A 20,789-nucleotide genomic window follows, 5' to 3' on the forward strand; every position below is an offset into this window, starting at 1 on the left:
GCGCGATTGAAAGAATTTTCGCGAAAAAACACCCTGCAGACTAAATCCGCAGAGTGCTTCCGTTTAAACTCTTCCAATCGCTTTCCCGGCAATATCCTTCCGGTAAAACACACCATCACAATTCAGTTTTTCCAATTCACCATAAACACGGGACTGAGCCTCTTCAATCGTTTCCCCCTTCGCTCCGACCAACAGCACACGTCCGCCAGCTGTAACAAATTCTCCGGCTTCATTTTGTACAGTACCGGCATGGAAGACGTCAGCATCTACTTGATCTAACCCTTTCAATACAGCGCCTTTTTCATAAGATTCAGGGTAGCCCTTCGATGCTACTACCACACCGACCATAGCCTGCGGATTCCATTCGATTTCCGGAGCCAGCCCATTAATAACTGCCAACATAACCTCTGCCAAATCTGACTTCATTCTTGGTAAAATCACTTGGGTTTCCGGGTCGCCGAAGCGGGCGTTGAATTCGATCACTTTAGGGCCGTCCATAGTTGCAATCAAACCTGCATATAAGACCCCGCAAAAGCTTCTGCCTTCTGCAACTAACGCCCGTGCGGTTGGCTTCAAAATCGTTTCAACTGCGACCTTCACAACCTCTTCCCCGATATGCGGTACTGGGGAATAGGCGCCCATTCCTCCTGTGTTCGGACCCTGATCACCATCAAAGGCCCGTTTATGGTCTTGAGCGATTTCAAGAGGTGTAACTTGCTCCCCGTTCACAAAAGCCATTAAGGAGAATTCTTCTCCGCTTAAAAATTCCTCGATCACGACTTTTGAAGAAGCTTCTCCGAATTTTCCTCCGACCATCATTTCTTCTAAGGACTCCAACGCCTCTTCTAATGTTAGCGCAACGGTTACCCCTTTACCTGCAGCTAATCCGTCCGCTTTAATGACGATCGGAGCGCCTTTGGCCATAACATAATCCTTGGCTGCTGCAAATTCTGTAAAGACTTCAAATTCTGCCGTCGGAATACCGTATTTTTTCATCAAATCCTTTGCGAATGACTTGCTTCCTTCAATCAAAGCCGCTTCCTTCCCAGGACCAAAAACCGCAAGCCCTTCCGCCAAAAAGCGATCTGCTAGTCCTTCCAGCAGAGGAACCTCAGGGCCAATCACGGTTAGACCCACTCCATGACCCTTCGCAAATTCTACTAAGGAATCATGCTCGCCCTCATGAATCCCAACAAGCTCGGCTGCATCGCTCATACCTGCATTTCCGGGAGCTGCAAAAACGGTCTTAACCCCTGAACTTTCCGCAAGCTTTTTACATAAAGCGTGTTCTCTTCCGCCACGGCCAATGACGAGTACATTCATTTTTCCCACCTCAAATTTTTCAAAAATTAATGTTTAAAGTGTCGAACTCCCGTAAATACCATGGCAATTCCATATTCATCTGCTTTTTTGATGGAATCTTCGTCACGGATCGATCCGCCCGGCTGAATAATCGCTGTAATTCCTGCTTTTGCAGCCGCTTCAACCGTATCATCCATCGGGAAGAATGCATCGGATGCTAATACGGCACCAACTGCCCGCTCACCAGCCTGTTCAAGCGCAATTTTAGCAGCGCCAACACGGTTCATTTGTCCAGCGCCAACCCCTAGTGTCATTTCACTGTTGTTCACCACAATTGCGTTCGATTTAACATGCTTGACGATTCTCCAGCCAAATTGCAGTGCCTTCCATTCTTCCTCAGTTGGTTCCCGTTTAGTCGGAATAGAAATTGCAGCATCTTCATACGTAAAACGGTCTTGATCCTGAACAAGCAAGCCGCCTTCAATCGAGGTTAGCTTAGGTTCTGGTTTGTTCACTTGATCAAATGGAACCGTCAATAACCGAAGATTCTTTTTGCCTGTTAAAATTTCAAGTGCTTCCTCTGAAAAAGATGGGGCCATGATGATTTCTAAAAAGATTTCGTGAAGCTTTTCGGCAGTCGCTTTGTCTACTTCACGGTTCAAAGCAATAATTCCGCCAAAAATAGACACAGGGTCTGCTTCAAACGCTTTAGTAAAAGCCGTGAATACGGTGTCACCTGTCCCTACGCCACAAGGGTTCATATGCTTCACCGCTACAGCTGCTGGCTCCTTGAATTCTTTTACAATTTGCAGAGCCGCATCGGCATCGTTAATATTGTTATAGGAAAGCTCTTTTCCATGTAATTGGGTTGCGTTTGCAACCGAAAAGGCTGATCCTAACGGCTTTCGGTAAAATGCTGCTTTTTGATGAGGGTTTTCCCCGTAACGAAGGGATTGTTTTAATTCATACGTAACCGTCAGTTTTTCTGGTATTTCTTCTCCGGCTAAGTCTGTCATATATTCCGCAATCATCGCATCATAGGCCGCTGTATGTCGAAATACTTTAGCAGCGAGGCGTCGGCGTGTTTCTTTTCCAACTTCACCAGCCGTTTTTAATTCCTCTAATACCACACCGTAATCAGCTGGATCCACAACAACCGTCACATACTCATGATTTTTTGCGGATGCACGAAGCATCGCAGGTCCGCCAATATCGATGTTTTCGATCGCATCTTCAACTGTAACATCTGGCTTTGCAATGGTTTGAGCGAATGGATACAAATTGACACAAACAACATGAATCGGCTGGATGTTATGTTCCTTTAACTGAGACTGGTGACTTTCATCTGAAAATTTGGCAAGCAGTCCTCCATGCACATAAGGATTCAGGGTCTTTACACGACCTTCTAAAATTTCAGGGAATCCGGTTACTTCACTCACACTAACAATAGGAAGACCACTCTCCTCAAGTGCCTTCTTCGTTCCGCCAGTTGAAATAATTTCAAATCCTAATTCACTAAGTCCCTTAGCAAATTCAACGACACCGTTTTTATCTGATACACTGATTAAGGCTCGCTTTTTCACGGCAATTTCCCCCTTATGAATGTAATAGCTTTTGTAAAACGGAAGGATATAATTGGTGTTCAATTTCTTGAATTTTAGCCTGTAAGCTTTCTCTTGTATCGTTTTGGGAGATGGAAACAGACTGTCTTGCGATAATGGGTCCTGTATCCATTCCTGCGTCAACAAAATGAATGGTAACCCCAGTTTCTTTAACCTTGGCCGCTAAGGCTTGGCCAATGGCATCTTTTCCTGGAAACGCAGGCAATAAAGAAGGATGAATATTCACGATTTTTCCTTCATAAGGAGTTAACAGATCCTCTCCTATTAATCTCATATATCCAGCCAACACGATAAAATCTACGTCTAATTCCTTTAATTTTTCATATATTTCCGTTTCATAATCTGATTTAGCGGCATAGTCCTTTGGTGTAAATACAAAAGCGGGAATTCTTTCGTTTTGGGCTCGTTCAATACAAAAAGCTCCAGGTTTATCGCAAACTAGCAAGGAAACCTCTGCATCTAGTTTTCCTGCTTTTACTGCATCAACAATGGCTTGAAAATTACTTCCGCTACCGGAGGCAAAAATTGCTATCTTTTTCATGAGATCCTCCGCATATTCAGCTGATGATTTCGATTCCAGCTTTATTTGTAACTTCTCCGATTGCGTAGGCTTTTTCTCCTGCCTCATGTAAATGGAAGATGACCTCCTCCGCAATCTCAGGGTCCACTGCCAGTACCATGCCTGTTCCCATATTAAAAATGTTATACATTTCCTTGCGTTCGAGCTTTCCAAGTGACTCCATCAAAGTAAAGACAGCAGGAATTTCCCAGTTTTTCTCGTAAAGAAAAGCCCCTAAACCTTCAGGGAACATGCGCGGAATATTTTCGATAAACCCTCCGCCGGTAATATGAGCCATCCCTTTAATCGGGAACTTTTTCAAGCTAGATAAAACAGATTTCACATAGATTCGGGTTGGCTTTAACAGTTCTTCCCCTAACGTACAGCCTAGCTCTTCGACGTATTGATCCAAAGGCATGTTCGCCTGTTCTAAAAATATTTTTCGGACCAAAGAGTACCCGTTGCTATGAATACCGTTTGATGCTAGGCCGATTAAACAATCGCCTGCTTTAATCTTCTCACCCGTAACAAGAGCTGACTTTTCACAAGCACCAACGGCAAAACCAGCTATATCATACTCATCCTCGCTATACATGCCAGGCATTTCCGCTGTTTCTCCGCCAACTAGTGCACAGCCTGCCTGAACACAGCCTTCAGCAACACCTTTGACAATCGCTTCAATTTTAGCAGGTTCAGCCTTCCCGCAAGCAATATAGTCTAAAAAGTATAGCGGTTCTGCCCCTTGAACAACGATATCATTGACACACATCGCTACAGCATCAATCCCAATCGTGTCATGCTTATCCAGCATAAATGCTAACATTAGCTTCGTTCCGACTCCATCCGTGCCAGACACTAAAACGGGTTCCTTTAATCCAAGGGAGGAGAGATCGAACATCCCTCCAAACCCCCCGAGTCCGCCAAGTACACCTGGGCGCATGGTTTTTTGAACATGCTTCTTCATTCGGGTTACGGCTTCATAGCCAGCCTCAATATTCACACCTGCTTGCTTATATGCATTCGCCATTCCTGCTCCTCCTAAAGGGTGTACTTTTCTCTTATCATTAATGGTCGCTGGTTCGCTTGTCTCGAGAGATATGTCTGTTACGGACATACATTCCGTTATTTGCTGCAAAACCTCTGTTTTCTTGATGCTTGCGGACATACGATCTGTTAATTGCCAAGGATCATGCAAAAATTGCTGGATTTTGCTCGAATAACGGAACCAGTGTCCGCTCATTTCAGGAAATCCTCGATTTTGTCACAGATAACGGAATCAATATCCGTAAAATCCGACATCCTCTTAAGGAGACATACGTTTCTGAAACAGAAGAACCGTCCCCCTGTTTCTCTGTTACACTTTTTCATAAGGATGAAGAGTGTCTTCGTATAATTCAGTTGGATAATTTCCTGTAAAACATGCAAGACATTGTCCGCACTTGCTTTCAATTGGCTCTCTTCCGATGGCCTCTAGCATGCCTTCTACGCTTAAAAAGGTTAAGCTGTCCGCTCCGATAATTTCGCGGATCTCTTCAACTGAACGGCTCGAAGCAATCAGTTCTTCCCTTGTAGACGTGTCAATCCCATAAAAACAAGGATTTTTAATCGGCGGTGAGCTGATTACAACGTGAACCTCTGTTGCACCCGCTTCTTTTAACATCGTTACAATCCGGCGGCTTGTCGTTCCCCGAACAATCGAATCATCGACCATGATCACACGTTTTCCCTCAACTACTCCTTTTACAGGGGAAAGCTTCATTTTTACACCTTGTTCTCTTAAGGACTGAGAAGGCTGAATGAAGGTTCTGCCTACATAACGATTTTTGATTAAGCCCATTTCATATGGGATGCCCGATTCTTCGGCATAACCGATAGCTGCGGAAATGCTAGAATCCGGCACGCCTGTCACGACATCTGCTTCAATCGGAGCCTCAAGCGCTAATCGTTTGCCCATATTTTTACGAACCGTATGAACATTAATTCCTAGCACATTGCTGTCCGGTCTTGAGAAATATACGTATTCCATTGTACAAATCGCTGGGTTGGTATACACCGTATACAACTCAGAATAAATGCCTTCGTCGCTAATCATCACCATTTCACCTGGTTCCACGTCACGGATAAATTCCGCTCCTACGACATCAAACGCACAAGTCTCTGAAGCGAAAACAATCGCATCTCCGAGCCGGCCAATGGACAGAGGTCGAAGCCCATTTGGATCAAGCGCAATAATCATTTCCGCTTCGGTCATGATTAAAAAGGCAAAGGCTCCTTTTAGTTGCTGTAACGCTTGTTTGACCCGGTCCTTAAGCGGAAGCGTTGTTCCGCTCTTTCTGATTAAGTGGGCCAAAACTTCAGTATCTGATGTAGTTTGAAAAATGCTTCCCTTTGCTTCTAACTCTCGCTTTAAGCTGGTTGCGTTCACGAGATTTCCGTTATGGGCAAGGGCAAGACTTCCGGTCTGGGAACGGAATAAGAGTGGCTGTACATTTTCATAGCCGCTCCCGCCTGCCGTTGCATAACGAACGTGACCAATTGCTGCCTTTCCGGAAAGTTTCTCCATTTTATCAGCAGTGAAGATTTCAGTAACTAAGCCCTCACCTTTCATACCAGTAAGTTCAGCGCCATCTGTAACGACCATGCCGGTTCCTTCCTGGCCGCGGTGCTGAAGGCTGTGCAGACCGTAGTAGGTCAGCTGGGCTGCGTTCGGATGTCCCCATATCCCAAAAATACCGCACTCTTCATTGAGACCTTTTAATTCAGCAAGCATGGGATGGCTCCTTTCCAGGCTTGCTCTAATTCCTCTACATCCTGCCTTAGGATTTCTCGTTCATCAGAAAGAATCTGAAGAACAGGTGCTGACGTAACTTCCCCAATTAAAGTAGCCTCTACTAGATTTTCAAATGCAGATTGATTTTCCTTTTTAACCGTTAATAGAAAACGAGATTGAGACTCACCGAAAAGGGTTGAAACGATATCGCCATTCATTTTCACTTCGGCACCAAGACCCTTTGAACCTATTAAGCTTTCAGCTAATGCAACGGATAATCCGCCCTCAGCCAAGTCATGAGCAGACTCAACAAGTCCAGCACGAATGGCCTCAAGAACTTGCTTCTGATTCTTTTCTTCCACTTTTAAATTCAATTCAGGTGCTTTCCCGAAGATTTTTCCAGAAAGCAGCTTTTGCAGCTCACTGCCTCCAAATTCAGGCTTTGATTCTCCAAGTAGATAAATAAGGTCGCCAGCGGCTTTAAAGTGTTGGGTCGTAATGTGATCTAAATCTTCAATCAGTCCAACCATACCAACGACTGGAGTTGGATAAACGGCTGTTCCGTTTGTTTCGTTATATAAGGAAACGTTTCCGCCAATAACTGGGGTTTGCAGCACACGGCAAGCTTCACTCATGCCATCGACTGCTTTTTCAAGCTGCCAGAAGATTTCTGGCTTTTCAGGATTGCCAAAGTTTAAGCAATCTGTAAGAGCTAGCGGCTGTCCGCCGGAAGCCACGATATTTCGTGCCGCCTCTGCCACTGCAATTTTTCCGCCAGTCTCAGGATCTAAATAGAGATATCTTGAGTTACAGTCGGTTGTCATAGCCAAAGCTTTTCGCGTTCCTCTAATACGGACCACGGCTGCATCTGAACCGGGTGCCACGACCGTATTGGTACGAACCATGTAATCATATTGATTGTAGACCCATTCTTTACTCGCGATTGTAGGCTGCTTTAATAGCTGAAGCAGAGTTTCGCCATAGTTTTCTACCTGAGGAATCCAATCGTCCATTGCCTGGAACTGATGGAAATATTCAGGCTCACGGGATGGCTTATGATAAACGGGTGCATCCTCAGCCAATGCATCGACTGGAACATCAGCTACCACTTCACCCTTGTGGATCAGGCGCAAGCGCTTATCATCAGTTACATGACCAACCGCGACTGCCTCTAAATCATACTTCGAAAATAAATCCACGATTTCTTGCTCTCTTCCCTTTTTCACGACAATTAGCATTCTTTCCTGAGATTCTGAAAGCATCATTTCATAAGCAGTCATGCCTTTTTCACGCTGAGGCACGAGGTCCAGATTCATTTCAATCCCAGAACCAGCTTTACTCGCCATCTCAGCACTCGAGCTTGTTAATCCGGCAGCTCCCATATCCTGAATTCCGACAAGAGCATCCGATTGAATCAGTTCAAGGCACGCTTCAAGCAGAAGTTTTTCCATAAAAGGATCCCCAACTTGAACAGCTGGACGTTTTTCATCAGATTGTTCTGTTAATTCTTCGGAAGCGAACGTTGCACCATGGATTCCGTCACGTCCTGTTTTCGCCCCGACGTACATAACTGTATTGCCGACTCCGTGGGCTTGACCTTTTTTAATATCTTTATGATCAATTAATCCAACACACATCGCATTGACAAGCGGATTCCCTTCATATGATGGGTCAAATTGAACTTCTCCGCCTACAGTCGGGATTCCGATACAATTCCCGTATCCGGCAATACCCGCTACGACTTCCTTGAATAGATATTTCACCCGATCAGACTCTAGTTCACCGAATCGTAATGAGTTAAGCAGAGCAATCGGTCTTGCTCCCATGGAAAACACATCACGGATAATGCCGCCAACTCCAGTAGCTGCTCCTTGGTATGGCTCAATGGCAGAAGGGTGGTTATGACTTTCAATCTTAAACACAACAGCCTGACCGTCCCCAATATCTACAATTCCAGCCCCTTCCCCAGGTCCCTGCAGAACTTTCTCGCCAGAGGTAGGGAATTTTTTCAAAACGGGTTTTGAATTTTTATAACTGCAATGCTCAGACCACATAACTGAAAACAAGCCAGTTTCCGTATAATTCGGTGTACGTCCAAGGATGTTTTCGGCCATCGCAAATTCTTCATCAGACAGACCCATTTCCCGGTAAATCTTTTCTGCTTTAATTTGTTCTGGACTTGGTTCAAGCATTAATGACATGTGCTTCCCTCCAATGATGTACAATCGATTTGAATAGCTTAAGACCATCTGCTCCTCCCAGAAGAGAATCAACCGCTCGTTCCGGATGGGGCATCATTCCGAGTACATTTCCTCTCTCATTGACGATTCCCGCAATGTTTTCGATGCTGCCATTTGGATTATTTTTATAGGTAAAAACTATCTGATTATTTTCTTTAAGTCGCTCTAACGTCTCTTCATCACAATAATAATTTCCTTCTCCATGAGCAATTGGGACTGTAATTTCTTCGCCCTTTTCGTATGCAGAAGAAAACATTGTTTCATTATTCTGAACCTTCAGCGTAACGGGCTTACATATAAATTGAAGACTTTCATTACGGCGCATAGCACCAGGAAGCAAACCAGATTCAAGCAAGATTTGAAACCCATTGCAGACCCCAAGGATCGGTTTCCCAGCTTCTGCTGCTTTGATGACCTCTTTCATGACCCTGCTAAAACGGGCAATTGCACCAGAACGCAAATAGTCACCGTAAGAGAAGCCGCCTGGAAGCAGAATTCCGTCAAATCCATCTAAATTCTCTGTATCATGCCATACATACTCGACGTCTTCTCCTAATTCGTCCTTAATGGCATGGTACATATCAACGTCACAATTGGAGCCAGGAAAAACAATCACAGCAAATTTCACTGAGCAACACACTCCTCAATTTCATAGCGGTAATCTTCAATAACCGGATTCGCAAGGACTTTATTACAGATTTCTTTTACAACTTCTTCAACATCTCTGTCCGTTTTCTCGATGGTAAGTTCCATATATTTACCGATACGAACTTCACTTACATCTGTATACTGAAGCGAATGTAAAGAGTTTTTTACTGCAGTCCCTTGCGGATCTAAAACACTTTCTCTTAATGTTACGAAAACCTTCACTTTGTACATGGTGTATGCCCCCAGTCTAATTTTTGAATGTGTATGTCAGATTGTTTGACTTGCATGAATCCGAGCGAATATGTTCTCATAGGCATCTGTTAAGCTGCCTAAATCACGGCGAAATACATCTTTATCGAGTTTTTCCTTTGTTTCCAAATCCCACAGACGGCAAGTGTCCGGTGAAATTTCATCAGCCAGAAGTATGGTGCCGTTTGCATCTTTGCCAAACTCTAATTTAAAATCAATCAATTGAACGCCTAGCTCCGCAAACCACTTAGAGAGAACATCATTGACTTGAAGCGCTTTTTCCTTTAAAAGAGCCACTTCCCGAGGAGTAGCCAATTGCAGCTCGTAGATGTGATCATCAATAATGAGCGGATCGCCCAGGTCATCGTTTTTAAAATAAAATTCGACGAGCGGTTTCGATAATGGGGTTCCTTCTTGTATTCCAAGCCGCTTTGAAAAACTTCCTGCTGCTACATTCCGTACAACGGTTTCCAGCGGAATAATATCGACTTTTTTTACAAGCTGTTCTGTTGCTGAAACCCGCTTCATGAAATGAGACGGAATCCCTTCTTCATTAAGCTTTGAAAATATTAAACTGGTAATTTCGTTATTCAGACGGCCTTTGCCCGCAATTTCTGATTTCTTTTCGCCATTAAAGGCGGTGGCTGAATCTTTGTATTCGATCCAAACGATCGAAGCATCATCAGTGCTGTATACTTTTTTCGCTTTTCCTTCGTATAACAGTGCTCTTTTTTCCATAAAAGAGCCTCCTTTGTAGTGGTTTTTTGGCTATAAAGAGCGAACATTGCGAACTTTTTTAGAACTTAGAGTTCTTTAAACGGACTCATGAGCAGATTACTGAACTCAAGAGTCCATTAACCGAACTCAGAATCTCTTTTACCAAACTGAGGACCGGTTAACCGAACTTAGGATCCCAGTCACCAAACTGAGAATCGGTTAACCGAACTCAGAAACCCGTTTACCGAACTTAGGAACGGTTAACCGAACTCAGGATCCCGTTTACCGAACTGAGAACCGGTTAACCGAACTCAGCCCCTATGTTTTCCTTTTAAAAGGCACTCCTATTTCATTTTGAAACGCAAGAACCGTCCCTCTGTTTCACCTCTGTTTCACAGCCCTAGCCGGTCGAAAATTGTATCAACATGCTTGAGGTGGTAGTTGTAGTCGAAGCAATCATCGATTTCGGTTTGTGAGAGCTTGGAGCGGATTGCTTCACTGCCTTCCACTAAGCCCTTAAATGGAACTTGTTTTGCCCAGGCTTCCATCGCAAGCGGCTGGACAGTATCGTACGCTTCCTCGCGCGGAAGACCTTTGTCAATCAATGCGAGCAGCACACGCTGAGAGTAAATTAATCCAAGAGTTCGTTCCATATTGCGCTTCATGTTTTCAGGGAAAACAGTCAAATTCTTCACGATATTGCTAAAGCGGTTCAGCATATAGTTCAATGCAATTGTTGCATCTGGGAGAATAATTCTTTCCGCAGACGAGTGAGAAATATCGCGTTCATGCCAAAGCGGGACATTTTCATAGGCGGTCATCATATAGCCGCGAATCACACGAGCCATTCCCGTCATATTTTCAGAACCGATTGGATTGCGTTTGTGCGGCATGGCCGATGAACCTTTTTGCCCTTTTGCAAAAAATTCCTCAACCTCACGGGTTTCACTTTTTTGCAAGCCACGAATTTCAACTGCAAACTTTTCAATCGACGTTGCAATCAGCGCAATGACTGACATATAGTGTGCATGCCGGTCACGCTGGAGCGTTTGGGTTGAAATTGGAGCCGGTTTAATCCCAAGCTTTTCGCAGACATATTGCTCAACAAATGGATCAATATTGGCATAAGTACCAACCGCACCCGAGATTTTACCGTACTCCACTCCTGCAGCAGCTTGCTTAAAGCGCTCCAGGTTCCTCTTCATTTCTTCGTACCATAACGCAAGCTTTAATCCGAATGTCGTTGGCTCTGCATGCACGCCATGGGTTCTTCCCATCATCACGGTATACTTGTGCTCTTGGGCTTTATTTTTTAATATCTCGATAAAGTTTTCTAAATCCTTCAATAGAATTTCATTTGCCTGTTTAATCAGGTAAGAAAGTGCGGTGTCCACAACGTCTGTAGAGGTTAACCCGTAGTGAACCCATTTTCTTTCTTCTCCCAGTGTTTCGGAAACAGCGCGTGTGAAGGCAACGACATCATGGCGTGTTTCTTCTTCAATTTCCTTAATCCGATTTATATCAAAGGATGCCTTTTCTCTGATTTTTTGAACATCCTCTTTCGGAATTTCGCCAAGCTCAGCCCACGCCTCACAAGCTAGGATTTCAACCTCCAGCCAAGCTTTAAAACGGTTTTCTTCTGTCCAAATGGCGCCCATTTCCGGACGAGTGTAACGATCTATCATCTTTTGTTATCCCCCGATCTTTTCCTTTGCAGTTTCCCAAATTTGACTTGATGAAAATTCAGCTAGTGCATCCTCAACTGAGTCTGTTAACAGTGTGACATGCCCCATTTTTCTTTTCACCTTTGCCTCTGCTTTTCCATAAAGGTGAATCTTCCAGTTTGGGTAGGACTTGATCTTTTGAATTACAGCCTCTTGATGCTCTCCTAGTATGTTTACCATAACAGCCGGCTTTAATAGCTCTGCCTTGCCTAATGGCCAATTGCAAACGGCCCGGATATGCTGTTCGAATTGGGATGTCTCACAAGCTTCAATCGTATAATGCCCGGTGTTATGCGGTCTTGGCGCGAGTTCATTGATATAGATGCGGCCATCTTCTGTTAAAAACATTTCAACTGCTAATGTTCCGACTAACCCTAATGAAATCGCTATTTTTCTGGCCATCTCTACAGCCAATGCCTTTTCTTGTTCTCCGATTCTTGCCGGTGCAATTGTTTGATGCAAAATATTATCCTGATGAATGTTTTCTGCAACCGGAAAAACGGCTAATTCACCATCCAAATTTCTTGCCATAATCACAGAAATCTCTTTTTCAAAAGGAATCCATTGTTCCAGTACGCAAACACCTTGTGATAAAAGCTCTGCAGCTTGATACATTTCATTTTCAGAGCGGATTACAAATTGGCCTTTTCCGTCATAACCGCCCCTAGCCGTTTTTAAAACAGCCGGGCTGCCAATTTCTCGAAGCGCCGTTTCTAAATCAGCCAATGTTTCAATGACTGCGTAAGGCGCGACCTCTACTCCTGCTTTGACAAGTGCTGCTTTCTCGCTGACCCGATTTTGCGTAATTTTAAGGATTTCCGTCCCTTGAGGAACGTACGCATTCTCATAAAGCCATTGCAAACCTTCAGCATCTATATTTTCAAACTCATAAGTAATGACATCACTGACTGCAGCTAATTGTTGAATAGCTTCAATATCATTGTAGGAACCCACAATCTTATAGTCTGCTACTTGCCCGCAAGGTGAATCCTCAACCGGATCGAGAACAGCAATCCGAAAGCCCTTTTCTTTAGCGGCAAGTGCCATCATTCTGCCTAGCTGACCGCCTCCAATAATTCCTATGGTTTCTCCGGGTAAAATCACTCGTTTAGACAAGCTCATCACTACTTTCTAAAACTGCCTGTTTTGTTTGTTCTCTCATATTTTCCAGCTTTTGCGCTACTTTACTATTGGTAATACCAATGATTTGCGCGGCTAAAAGACCTGCGTTTGTTGCGCCGGCTTTTCCAATCGCAACAGTTGCCACTGGAACGCCGCCTGGCATTTGGACAATCGAAAGCAAGGAATCTAATCCGTTTAAAGCTTTTGACTGCACTGGTACACCAATAACAGGAAGGGTTGTTTTAGCGGCTACCATACCTGGCAAATGAGCTGCCCCGCCTGCACCTGCGATAATCACTTTTATTCCCCGATCGCGTGCACCTTCCGCATATTCAAACATAAGATCGGGTGTCCTGTGAGCAGATATCACTTTTTTTTCATAGGAAATTTGGAGCTGATCCAAAATTTCGCATGCATGCTTCATCGTTTCCCAATCTGACTTACTCCCCATGATAACGGCCACTTCTGAACTCATGTTCTCCCTCCAGAACTTCTTTGTTTTTCAAAAAATAAAGCCCGAGACAGAGTTTACTTTTCCTGTAAGAGAAAGTAACCTGTCCGGGCAGATACATCCCTTTAATGAAGAAAAACAGCATTAAAAAGACCCAAGAGATTCCGGGCAAATAACTTTCCCTCATAGTCTGATAATTTACGGTTATCAGGTAGAAACTCTCAGGCCATATTCCCGATATTATACGAGGGCGTTGTTATTCAATTTTTAACTTTTTTCGTCTTTATTTTAACAACTGAACCTAGCTAATGTCAACCAAACGCGAACAATTTAACAATATCGAAAAAATAACGTTCGGATTTAAGTGTATATAGCGGTTAAGCTACATTGTCAGCAAAGTTTTGATGGAAATCTTTTATTTTTACTAAAAAGGACTTCTCCTTAGCTATTGGAGAAGTCTTCCAATCATTTAAATCGGTGCAGATTTTTGTTACACTTCATATTCAAACCCTACATTATTTTTCTGTTAACTGCATCTTCACTTAGTTGAATGTATTGATTGGCTGCAATGTATTCTTCCAGTTTGCTAATATCATAGCGCTCTCCCTCAATGAGTACCCCATCATAATCCTCGAACTGCAGCATAGCGTTCATCGCATCTGTTAACTGAATTTCTCCAGATCCATCTGGCTTTGTTTTTTCTAAAAAATGAAAAATAGTCGGATTAAAAATATACCGTCCGATTACGGCAAGATTGGAAGGCGGGTTCGATTTTGGCTTTTCTATAATTGAAGCAACTTTGATGAACTCATCATTTTTATACTCAGGGCTTATCACACCATAGCTTGACAGTTTCTGTTCTTCTACCCTTGAAAGTCCCAGCACATTTTTCCGATATTTTTTATACTGAGAAACTAACTGTGAAAGTCCTATATTCTCTTGTCCCAAAAACACTTCATCCGGAAGCAGCACCGCAAAAGGGTCATTGCCTGCAAAGCTTTTTCCCAACAATATCGCATCTCCTAAGCCTCTGGCGTATGGCTGTCGGATGTACTGAATTCTAATTTCCGGAATTTTGATTTTTTCTAATAAATGACTTTTATTGTTTTGCTTTAAAAATGTTTCCAACTCAAGAGAACGATCAAAATAATCTGAAATCATGTTTTTTGTACGGGATACTACAATGAGAATCTCTTCTATTCCTCCTAAGACCGCTTCCTCTACCACATAATGAATAGCAGGCTTATTTCCAATCGGAAATAATTCCTTTGGAACGACCTTAGTAATCGGGAGAGACCTTGTCCCGTAACCTGCTGCAGGTATCATCGCTTTTTTAATCAAATTGTTTCACCTCACTTACTCCGCTCATGGCATGATGAATTTCGATTAGGAAACCTGCACATCTACTAGTTATTAAATGAGGGTGTCCAGGGTTTTGAAACTGTCAATAGTGCAGTTTTCCATGTTTTTTGAAGATTTTATTAAGAACTTGTAAATGCGCACATGTAATGAATACCTTTATTCATCTTTTAAAATTAGCATAATATTTTAATTTTTTAGAATAATGGTTGATTGCCCAGGAGATTGACTAGTATAATTTTGAAGTGAAAGCGGTTACAAAATACCGCTTATCATAATTTAAAGGAGGGTATTTATGCAAGGTATTTTCTTAGCCATATTTGGTGGTATCATTTTCTTCTTAGGTTATCGCTATTATTCTAAATTTCTTGCAGAAAAGATCTATCGGCTCGATCCAAATTATGTAACACCAGCCCATCAATTTAATGATGGAGTCGACTATGTTCCAACGAACAAATTTGTTTTATGGGGACACCACTTTACTTCTGTGGCGGGTGCTGCGCCGATCGTAGGACCAGCGATTGCCGTTTATTGGGGCTGGCTGCCTGCGTTGCTATGGGTGACATTAGGAACGATTTTTGCGGCAGGAGCTCACGACTTTGGAACTTTAGTCCTTTCTGCCCGAAACAAAGGTCAATCGGTTGGAACGATCGCAAACAAATTAATTGGCCAAAAAGCCAAAATATTGTTCTTATTTATCATTTTGTTATTAGTATTAATGGTAAACGCAGTATTTGCATGGGTTATTGCCAATTTATTTATTAGCTTTCCTGCTAGCGTTGTTTCGGTATTCATCCAGATCCCGCTGGCTATTTGGATTGGTTACAGGGTATATAAGAAAAAAGGAAGCTTATTAGTTCCCTCACTTGTTGCCCTAGTAGTCATGTATGCAGCAGCCATTGTCGCAAGCTATTATCCTGTTCTGCAAATTGACCTGGTTAAATACTTTGGCGGTGCAGAAGCGACTGGATTATTTGGAATGTCGGCCACATCACTGGCCTTCTTTGTATGGATCATCATTTTAATGATCTACGTGTATATCGCTTCAACTTTACCCGTCTGGAAGCTATTGCAGCCAAGAGACTATATTAACTCCCACCAGTTAGTGGTAGGTTTATTAATTCTTTACTTAGGCCTCTTAGTTACAAATCCGGAGGTCACCGCTCCAATGACAAATCCTAATGCAACCGATGTCTCTTGGTTCCCGCTTCTGTTTATTACGATTGCCTGCGGTGCGATTTCCGGATTCCATGGTCTAGTGTCATCAGGAACATCCTCAAAGCAGCTAGATAAAGAAACCGATGCCCGCTTTGTTGGGTACTTAGGGGCCATCGGAGAAGGCGTTTTAGCTCTAATTTCAGTTATTGCCGTCGTCACTTTATTCCCATCAACTGATGAGTTTCTCGCAAAGTACTCTAGCTTTACAGCAGCAAATGGTTCAGGTTTATCCTCTTTTGTTCAGGGTGCAGGTAAATTAGCGACAGGGCTGGGCATTCCAGAATTTGTTGCAACTACGATTGTTTCCGTAATCGTCATAAGCTTTGCTGCAACAACTCTTGATTCTTCGGTGCGTTTAATGCGATACATTATCTCCGAAATTGGAGAAGAATACAATTTTAAAGCCATTACAACCAAGCATTCTGCTACATCCATTGCCGTTATTTCCAGTGCTGCATTAACATTGCTGCCAGAAGGTCCAAACGGCTTTGGTTCTGGCGGTTACTTGCTATGGCCTTTATTTGGAACGTCCAATCAGCTGCTTGCGGGAATTAGCTTGCTGCTGATCGCTATTTGGCTTAAGCGACTCGGAAGGAATTATCTGCCAGCCTTTATCCCAATGGCGTTTCTTATGTTTATGACACTTTGGGCCATGATAACCCAGGTATTCACGACATGGCTGCCGTTCGGCGGGTCAAATGCCAGCTGGCTCTTGTTCATATTCGGCGCAATCATTCTTGTGTTTGCTTTCTGGATTTTGATAACAGCCGTTTCTGCTTTAAGCAAAAAATCGAACGACAATATTTCAATTGATGCGTAAAACTTTTGATGAGCCGCGGGCTAGTTCGCGGCTCTCCATATTTTTATAGAAAGAGATGATAGATGATGGCTTCTAAAAGACTTTCTTTAAAACGATTATTTCAATATTATGATGAAGTCTTAAGTCTCCCCCATAAATCTGAAGTTGCGAGAGAGCTGCGTGATGAGGACGATTTATTTCTCCTCCTTGTCTATTCCGACATGCTCGGCATTCCCAACCCGGCGTTTTATTACACTCTTGAACTTTATCCCTATATACTAGAAAAATTTCATGATTGGCATATCCGGATGGGGATGGAAAAGTCGCCGCTGAGTGGATTTAGGTGCTGCTAAGGATGTTGTAAGCTAGCCTCTTCAGTACTTACAATAGGAGGATCAATCAATGAATCCATTAAAACATAAAAAAATCATATTTGTCGGAGGAAAAGGCGGAGTCGGAAAATCTACCTCTTCTGCAGCTCTGGCATTAGCTTTTTCCCAAACAGGCGAAAAAACATTAATCGTTTCAACGGATCCGGCTCATAATCTCGGGGATATCTTCCATAAAAGAGTGGGCAATCAACAGACGAAGCTGATGAATCAGCTTTGGGGAATCGAAATTAATCCAATCGAAGAATCAAAACGATATATTGAATCGGTTAAACAAAACCTGAAAGGGCTTGTCCGCTCTGACATGATTGCTGAAGTTCACCGCCAGATTGATATGGCCAGTGTCTCTCCGGGTGCAGATGAAGCTGCTCTTTTTGACCGAATCGTATCTATTATTCTAGAAGAAAGTAAAAATTTTGATAAAATTATATTTGATACGGCTCCTACTGGACATACAATCAGACTTTTGTCGCTGCCTGAACTGATGAGTGTCTGGATTGACGGAATGCTCGAGCGAAGAAAGAAAATCAACGACAATTATAGCAAGCTGCTGCATGATGGAGCACCCGTTGAGGATCCGATTTATGAAGTACTGCTAAAGAGAAAAAATAAATTCGCAGCTGTAAGGGAAATTATTTTAGACGGTTCCCAAACAGGGTTTACCTTTGTCTTAAATCCAGAAAGACTGCCAATCTTAGAAACAGAAAAGGCGATTAAACAGCTGGATGCACATCATCTTCATGTCCGAACACTTATTGTCAATAAAGTATTGCCAGACTATGCTGATGGTGAGTTTATGGAAAAACGCCGGCGACAGGAGCAGGATTATTTAAATCAAATCGAGAACGTATTCCCAAATCAAACTCTCATCAAAATCCCTTTATTTGAAGAGGATATTTCGGATCAACAGAAGCTATCTGTTTTTGCTGACTATGTAAAGGATGCATTAGAGGAGGTTACCGCTTAAAAATGAAAGCGATTGTTCATGAAGGAAAAGAAGGATTAGAAGGTGTAACATACCGGGATTTTGAAGAGCCTGTAACAGGTTCGGGTATGGTAAAAGTGAAGATTAAAGTTGCCGGTATGAATCGGCGGGATCTTCTGGTTACGAAAAACCATAAAGCAGATGCCCCTCCAGTTATTCTTGGCTGTGACGGTGCAGGTGTCATTGCTGAAGTTGGAGAGGGAGCGAAAAAATTTTCAGTTGGCGATGAGGTTATCATCAGTCCATCGATAGGCTGGAAGAAAAACAGCGATGCGCCGCCTCCTGAATTTCAAATCCTTTGCAATCCAACTCACGGTACCTATGCCGAGTATATTGTCGTTCCGGAAGATATTGTCGAGAAAAAACCAAGTTTCTTGACGTGGGAAGAAGCTGGCGTTCTTACATTAGCTGCTTTAACCGGTTATCGTGCTTTGTTTACGAGAGGGAAAGTTAACGCAGGAGACACCGTGTTGCTTCCTGGCATTGGAAGCGGAGTGCTTACATTTATTTTAAAATTTGCTAAAGCAGCCGGAGCCCGTGTAATTGTTACGTCAAGAAGTGAGGATAAACGGAAGAAAGCCTTAGCCCTGGGAGCTGATTTAGCCATTCCGACAGAGTCTGACTGGAACGAAGAGTTAAAAGGCGAGACGGTCGACCTTGTGATTGAATCAATCGGCCGAGCAACGATGAACAAGTCACTGGGTATTGTCCGTCCAGGGGGAACCGTTGTTACATTTGGAGCAACAACCGAAGATGAAGTTACAATTGATATCCGCAAATTCTTCTATGGACAATACAACCTGTTAGGCTCCACTCTAGGAAGCCACGAGGAATTTCAGGAAATGCTAAATTTTATTGAAAAACATAACATTAAGCCTGAATTGGACAGGGTGTTTGCGCTCTCTGAATATAAAGAAGCCTTTGAATACCTAAGAGATTCGAAGAACTTCGGGAAAATTGGGATAGTTGTAGATTAGAGAATTCACACAATCCGTCTAAAGGTGTCAAGTTGGTTTTTGCACTTTTGGCAGGACCCTAGTGTTATGGACATACGTTCCGTACACACCTGCCAATTTTTTTCTCCATACAAAAAGGCAATCGCCCGAGCTCAGCTGACTGCGATTGCCTCTTTTCATTAATGAAACGACATCAATGAAACTCTACATCAATCTTTTTCTGGTTATCTTTCATTTGCTTCGGCATTCTTACCTCGAGCACACCATTTCGATAGGTGGCTTTAACCCCTTCATGAGAGACTGCACTCGGCAGGGTAACCGCGCGATGGAAGCGTCCTACGTAGCGCTCTCTTCTGTACATGCTTTCTTCTTTGACTTCATTCGTACGATTAATCGAGCCGCTGACAGTTAGCGTATGATCGGAAATATCAATATTTATATCTTCCTTTTTCTCAAGACCCGGGATATCAAAAGCAGCGACTACCTCATTATCTGTTTCATGAACATCGACGCGAATTCCGCCAAAATTCTGCTCATTTTCGAACCCAATCGGAATATCTGAAAAAAGCCGATCAAATTCCTTTCTCATGACTGTTAGCCTTCGGAAAGGATCATAAGGAATTAATGACATCGCTGTTTACCTCCTTGTAAATAATTACAAGGATATTATTTCTGATTTTTGGGAGAATATTCAGGTGCTACTACTTCCTGATTAATAAGGTTTGGCGGTATTTTCCCCTCGAGCCCGGACCTGATATTTTCTGCTGCTAATTCAGCCATTTTATCGCGTGTTTCCTTTGTCGCCGAGCCGATATGCGGCACTGTTACCACATTTTCAAAGGAAAGGAGCGGATGATCTGAAGCCACAGGTTCTTTGGCATATACATCTAACGCCGCTCCCCGAATCAGCCCCTGTCTCAGGGCTTCTACCAAATCTTCTTCTATCACTGTTTCTCCTCTTGAACCATTTACAAAAATGGCAGACTTTTTCATTAAGGAAAATTCCCGGAGTCCGATGAACCCCTCTGTTTCTTTCGTTAACGGCGTCATAAGGACGACAAAATCAGATTGCATGAGAAGGTCATCCAGCGTACAGTACACGGCTCCGTATTTCTCTTCAGCCTCACGTTTACGGTTCCGGTTATAATATAGAACATTCATGTCAAAGCCGAAACGGGCACGTTTTGCAATCGCTTCGCCAATCCTTCCCATACCGATTATCCCAATCGTTTTATGATGGACATCGATTCCAAAAAGCTCTTCAGTGATGTGCTTAACCCATTTTCCCTCTTTTACAAATCGGTCGAGTTCGGAAACCCGTCTTGCTGCTGCCATTAAAATCGCAAACATCGTATCCGCGGTTGTGTCAGTCAGAACATCCGGTGTATTGGTTGCCATAATTCCTCTTTTGGTTAATGCCTCGATATCTAAATTGTTATAGCCAACAGAAATATTCGATACAATTTTTAATTGGGGAGCTTTTTTTAAAAGATGCTGATCTGCTTTTTTTGGACCTAAAAGTCCATCTGCTTCCGCCAAACGCTTTAAAAAGTCAGGATTATCAAGTTCCTCCCCATCCGGATAATAGGAAACTTGATACTGACTTTCGAGTTCATCCAAAATGGCTTCAGGTACCTTTTTACAAATAACAAGATTTTTAGCCAAACGTATAAAGCCTC

At 43.0% G+C, this 20,789-nt stretch carries 19 protein-coding genes and 1 riboswitch; of the genes, 4 read left to right on the plus strand and 15 right to left on the minus strand.

Translation table 11 applies throughout. The features are described 5' to 3' along the window. Positions 1–63: 63 nt before the first annotated feature. The 13 genes from purD to MLE14_RS02455 form a co-directional block, all read right to left on the minus strand. A complete protein-coding gene (gene purD / locus MLE14_RS02395; protein ID WP_243296679.1) occupies positions 64–1,323 on the minus strand; it encodes a phosphoribosylamine--glycine ligase in 1,260 nt (419 codons plus the stop codon). Positions 1,324–1,349: 26 nt separating this feature from the next. Continuing rightward, complete coding sequence (purH, locus tag MLE14_RS02400; RefSeq protein WP_243296680.1) at positions 1,350–2,885, minus strand: bifunctional phosphoribosylaminoimidazolecarboxamide formyltransferase/IMP cyclohydrolase; 1,536 nt, start codon at positions 2,883–2,885, stop codon at positions 1,350–1,352. Positions 2,886–2,898: 13 nt separating this feature from the next. Beyond that, positions 2,899–3,465, minus strand: coding sequence for a phosphoribosylglycinamide formyltransferase (gene purN, locus MLE14_RS02405; protein WP_243296681.1), 567 nt, complete (start codon positions 3,463–3,465; stop codon positions 2,899–2,901). Positions 3,466–3,481: 16 nt separating this feature from the next. Next, the gene (gene purM, locus MLE14_RS02410) at positions 3,482–4,510 is read right to left on the minus strand and encodes a phosphoribosylformylglycinamidine cyclo-ligase (RefSeq protein WP_243296743.1); all 1,029 of its coding nucleotides are present in this window, start codon (positions 4,508–4,510) and stop codon (positions 3,482–3,484) included. A gap of 327 nt (positions 4,511–4,837) precedes the next feature. Continuing rightward, positions 4,838–6,253 (minus strand): amidophosphoribosyltransferase, encoded by a 1,416-nt coding sequence (purF, locus tag MLE14_RS02415; RefSeq protein WP_243296682.1) that lies wholly within the window; start codon positions 6,251–6,253, stop codon positions 4,838–4,840. Next, entirely contained in the window at positions 6,238–8,454 is a 2,217-nt protein-coding gene (gene purL, locus MLE14_RS02420) for a phosphoribosylformylglycinamidine synthase subunit PurL (protein WP_243296683.1), read from the minus strand. Before purL ends, purF begins: the two co-directional genes overlap by 16 nt. Continuing rightward, on the minus strand, positions 8,438–9,121 hold the full coding sequence (gene purQ / locus MLE14_RS02425) for a phosphoribosylformylglycinamidine synthase subunit PurQ (protein WP_243296684.1): 684 nt from the start codon (positions 9,119–9,121) through the stop codon (positions 8,438–8,440). Before purQ ends, purL begins: the two co-directional genes overlap by 17 nt. After that, positions 9,118–9,372, minus strand: coding sequence for a phosphoribosylformylglycinamidine synthase subunit PurS (purS, locus tag MLE14_RS02430; protein WP_243296685.1), 255 nt, complete (start codon positions 9,370–9,372; stop codon positions 9,118–9,120). Before purS ends, purQ begins: the two co-directional genes overlap by 4 nt. 36 nt (positions 9,373–9,408) lie before the next feature. Next, positions 9,409–10,128 carry a phosphoribosylaminoimidazolesuccinocarboxamide synthase gene (gene purC, locus MLE14_RS02435; protein WP_243296686.1) on the minus strand — a complete coding sequence of 240 codons (720 nt, stop codon included), beginning with the start codon at positions 10,126–10,128 and terminating at the stop codon, positions 9,409–9,411. Between the two features lie 371 nt (positions 10,129–10,499). Continuing rightward, positions 10,500–11,792 (minus strand): adenylosuccinate lyase, encoded by a 1,293-nt coding sequence (purB, locus tag MLE14_RS02440; protein WP_243296687.1) that lies wholly within the window; start codon positions 11,790–11,792, stop codon positions 10,500–10,502. A gap of 6 nt (positions 11,793–11,798) precedes the next feature. After that, positions 11,799–12,947 carry a 5-(carboxyamino)imidazole ribonucleotide synthase gene (gene purK, locus MLE14_RS02445; RefSeq protein ID WP_390628048.1) on the minus strand — a complete coding sequence of 383 codons (1,149 nt, stop codon included), beginning with the start codon at positions 12,945–12,947 and terminating at the stop codon, positions 11,799–11,801. After that, entirely contained in the window at positions 12,940–13,428 is a 489-nt protein-coding gene (gene purE, locus MLE14_RS02450) for a 5-(carboxyamino)imidazole ribonucleotide mutase (RefSeq protein ID WP_243296689.1), read from the minus strand. The genes purK and purE overlap by 8 nt, the downstream gene beginning before the upstream one ends. Positions 13,429–13,570: 142 nt before the next feature. Further along, positions 13,571–13,672: riboswitch (purine riboswitch) on the minus strand. Positions 13,673–13,914: 242 nt separating this feature from the next. Then, a complete protein-coding gene (locus MLE14_RS02455; protein ID WP_243296690.1) occupies positions 13,915–14,745 on the minus strand; it encodes a UTP--glucose-1-phosphate uridylyltransferase in 831 nt (276 codons plus the stop codon). A 313-nt stretch (positions 14,746–15,058) separates the two neighbouring features. Here MLE14_RS02455 and MLE14_RS02460 point away from each other — a divergent pair, with 313 nt between their 5' ends. The 4 genes from MLE14_RS02460 to MLE14_RS02475 all read left to right on the plus strand — a co-directional run bounded on the left by MLE14_RS02460 (position 15,059) and on the right by MLE14_RS02475 (position 19,131). Beyond that, the gene (locus tag MLE14_RS02460; protein ID WP_243296691.1) at positions 15,059–16,801 is read left to right on the plus strand and encodes a carbon starvation CstA family protein; all 1,743 of its coding nucleotides are present in this window, start codon (positions 15,059–15,061) and stop codon (positions 16,799–16,801) included. Positions 16,802–16,866: 65 nt separating this feature from the next. Next, positions 16,867–17,133 carry a cory-CC-star protein gene (locus MLE14_RS02465; protein WP_243296692.1) on the plus strand — a complete coding sequence of 89 codons (267 nt, stop codon included), beginning with the start codon at positions 16,867–16,869 and terminating at the stop codon, positions 17,131–17,133. 49 nt (positions 17,134–17,182) lie between these two features. Continuing rightward, entirely contained in the window at positions 17,183–18,136 is a 954-nt protein-coding gene (locus tag MLE14_RS02470; protein ID WP_243296693.1) for an ArsA family ATPase, read from the plus strand. A gap of 2 nt (positions 18,137–18,138) precedes the next feature. Continuing rightward, the gene (locus tag MLE14_RS02475) at positions 18,139–19,131 is read left to right on the plus strand and encodes a zinc-binding dehydrogenase (RefSeq protein ID WP_243296694.1); all 993 of its coding nucleotides are present in this window, start codon (positions 18,139–18,141) and stop codon (positions 19,129–19,131) included. Positions 19,132–19,303: 172 nt separating this feature from the next. Here the strand turns inward: MLE14_RS02475 and MLE14_RS02480 are convergent, their stop codons facing one another. Both MLE14_RS02480 and MLE14_RS02485 read right to left on the minus strand, forming a co-directional pair. Next, complete coding sequence (locus MLE14_RS02480) at positions 19,304–19,741, minus strand: Hsp20/alpha crystallin family protein (protein WP_243296695.1); 438 nt, start codon at positions 19,739–19,741, stop codon at positions 19,304–19,306. 35 nt (positions 19,742–19,776) lie between these two features. After that, a complete protein-coding gene (locus MLE14_RS02485; protein ID WP_243296696.1) occupies positions 19,777–20,775 on the minus strand; it encodes a 2-hydroxyacid dehydrogenase in 999 nt (332 codons plus the stop codon). Positions 20,776–20,789: the final 14 nt, after the last annotated feature.

The sequence above is a fragment of the Bacillus litorisediminis genome, assembly GCF_022808645.1.
Taxonomy (GTDB): Bacteria; Bacillota; Bacilli; order Bacillales; family JC228; genus Bacillus_BF; species Bacillus_BF litorisediminis.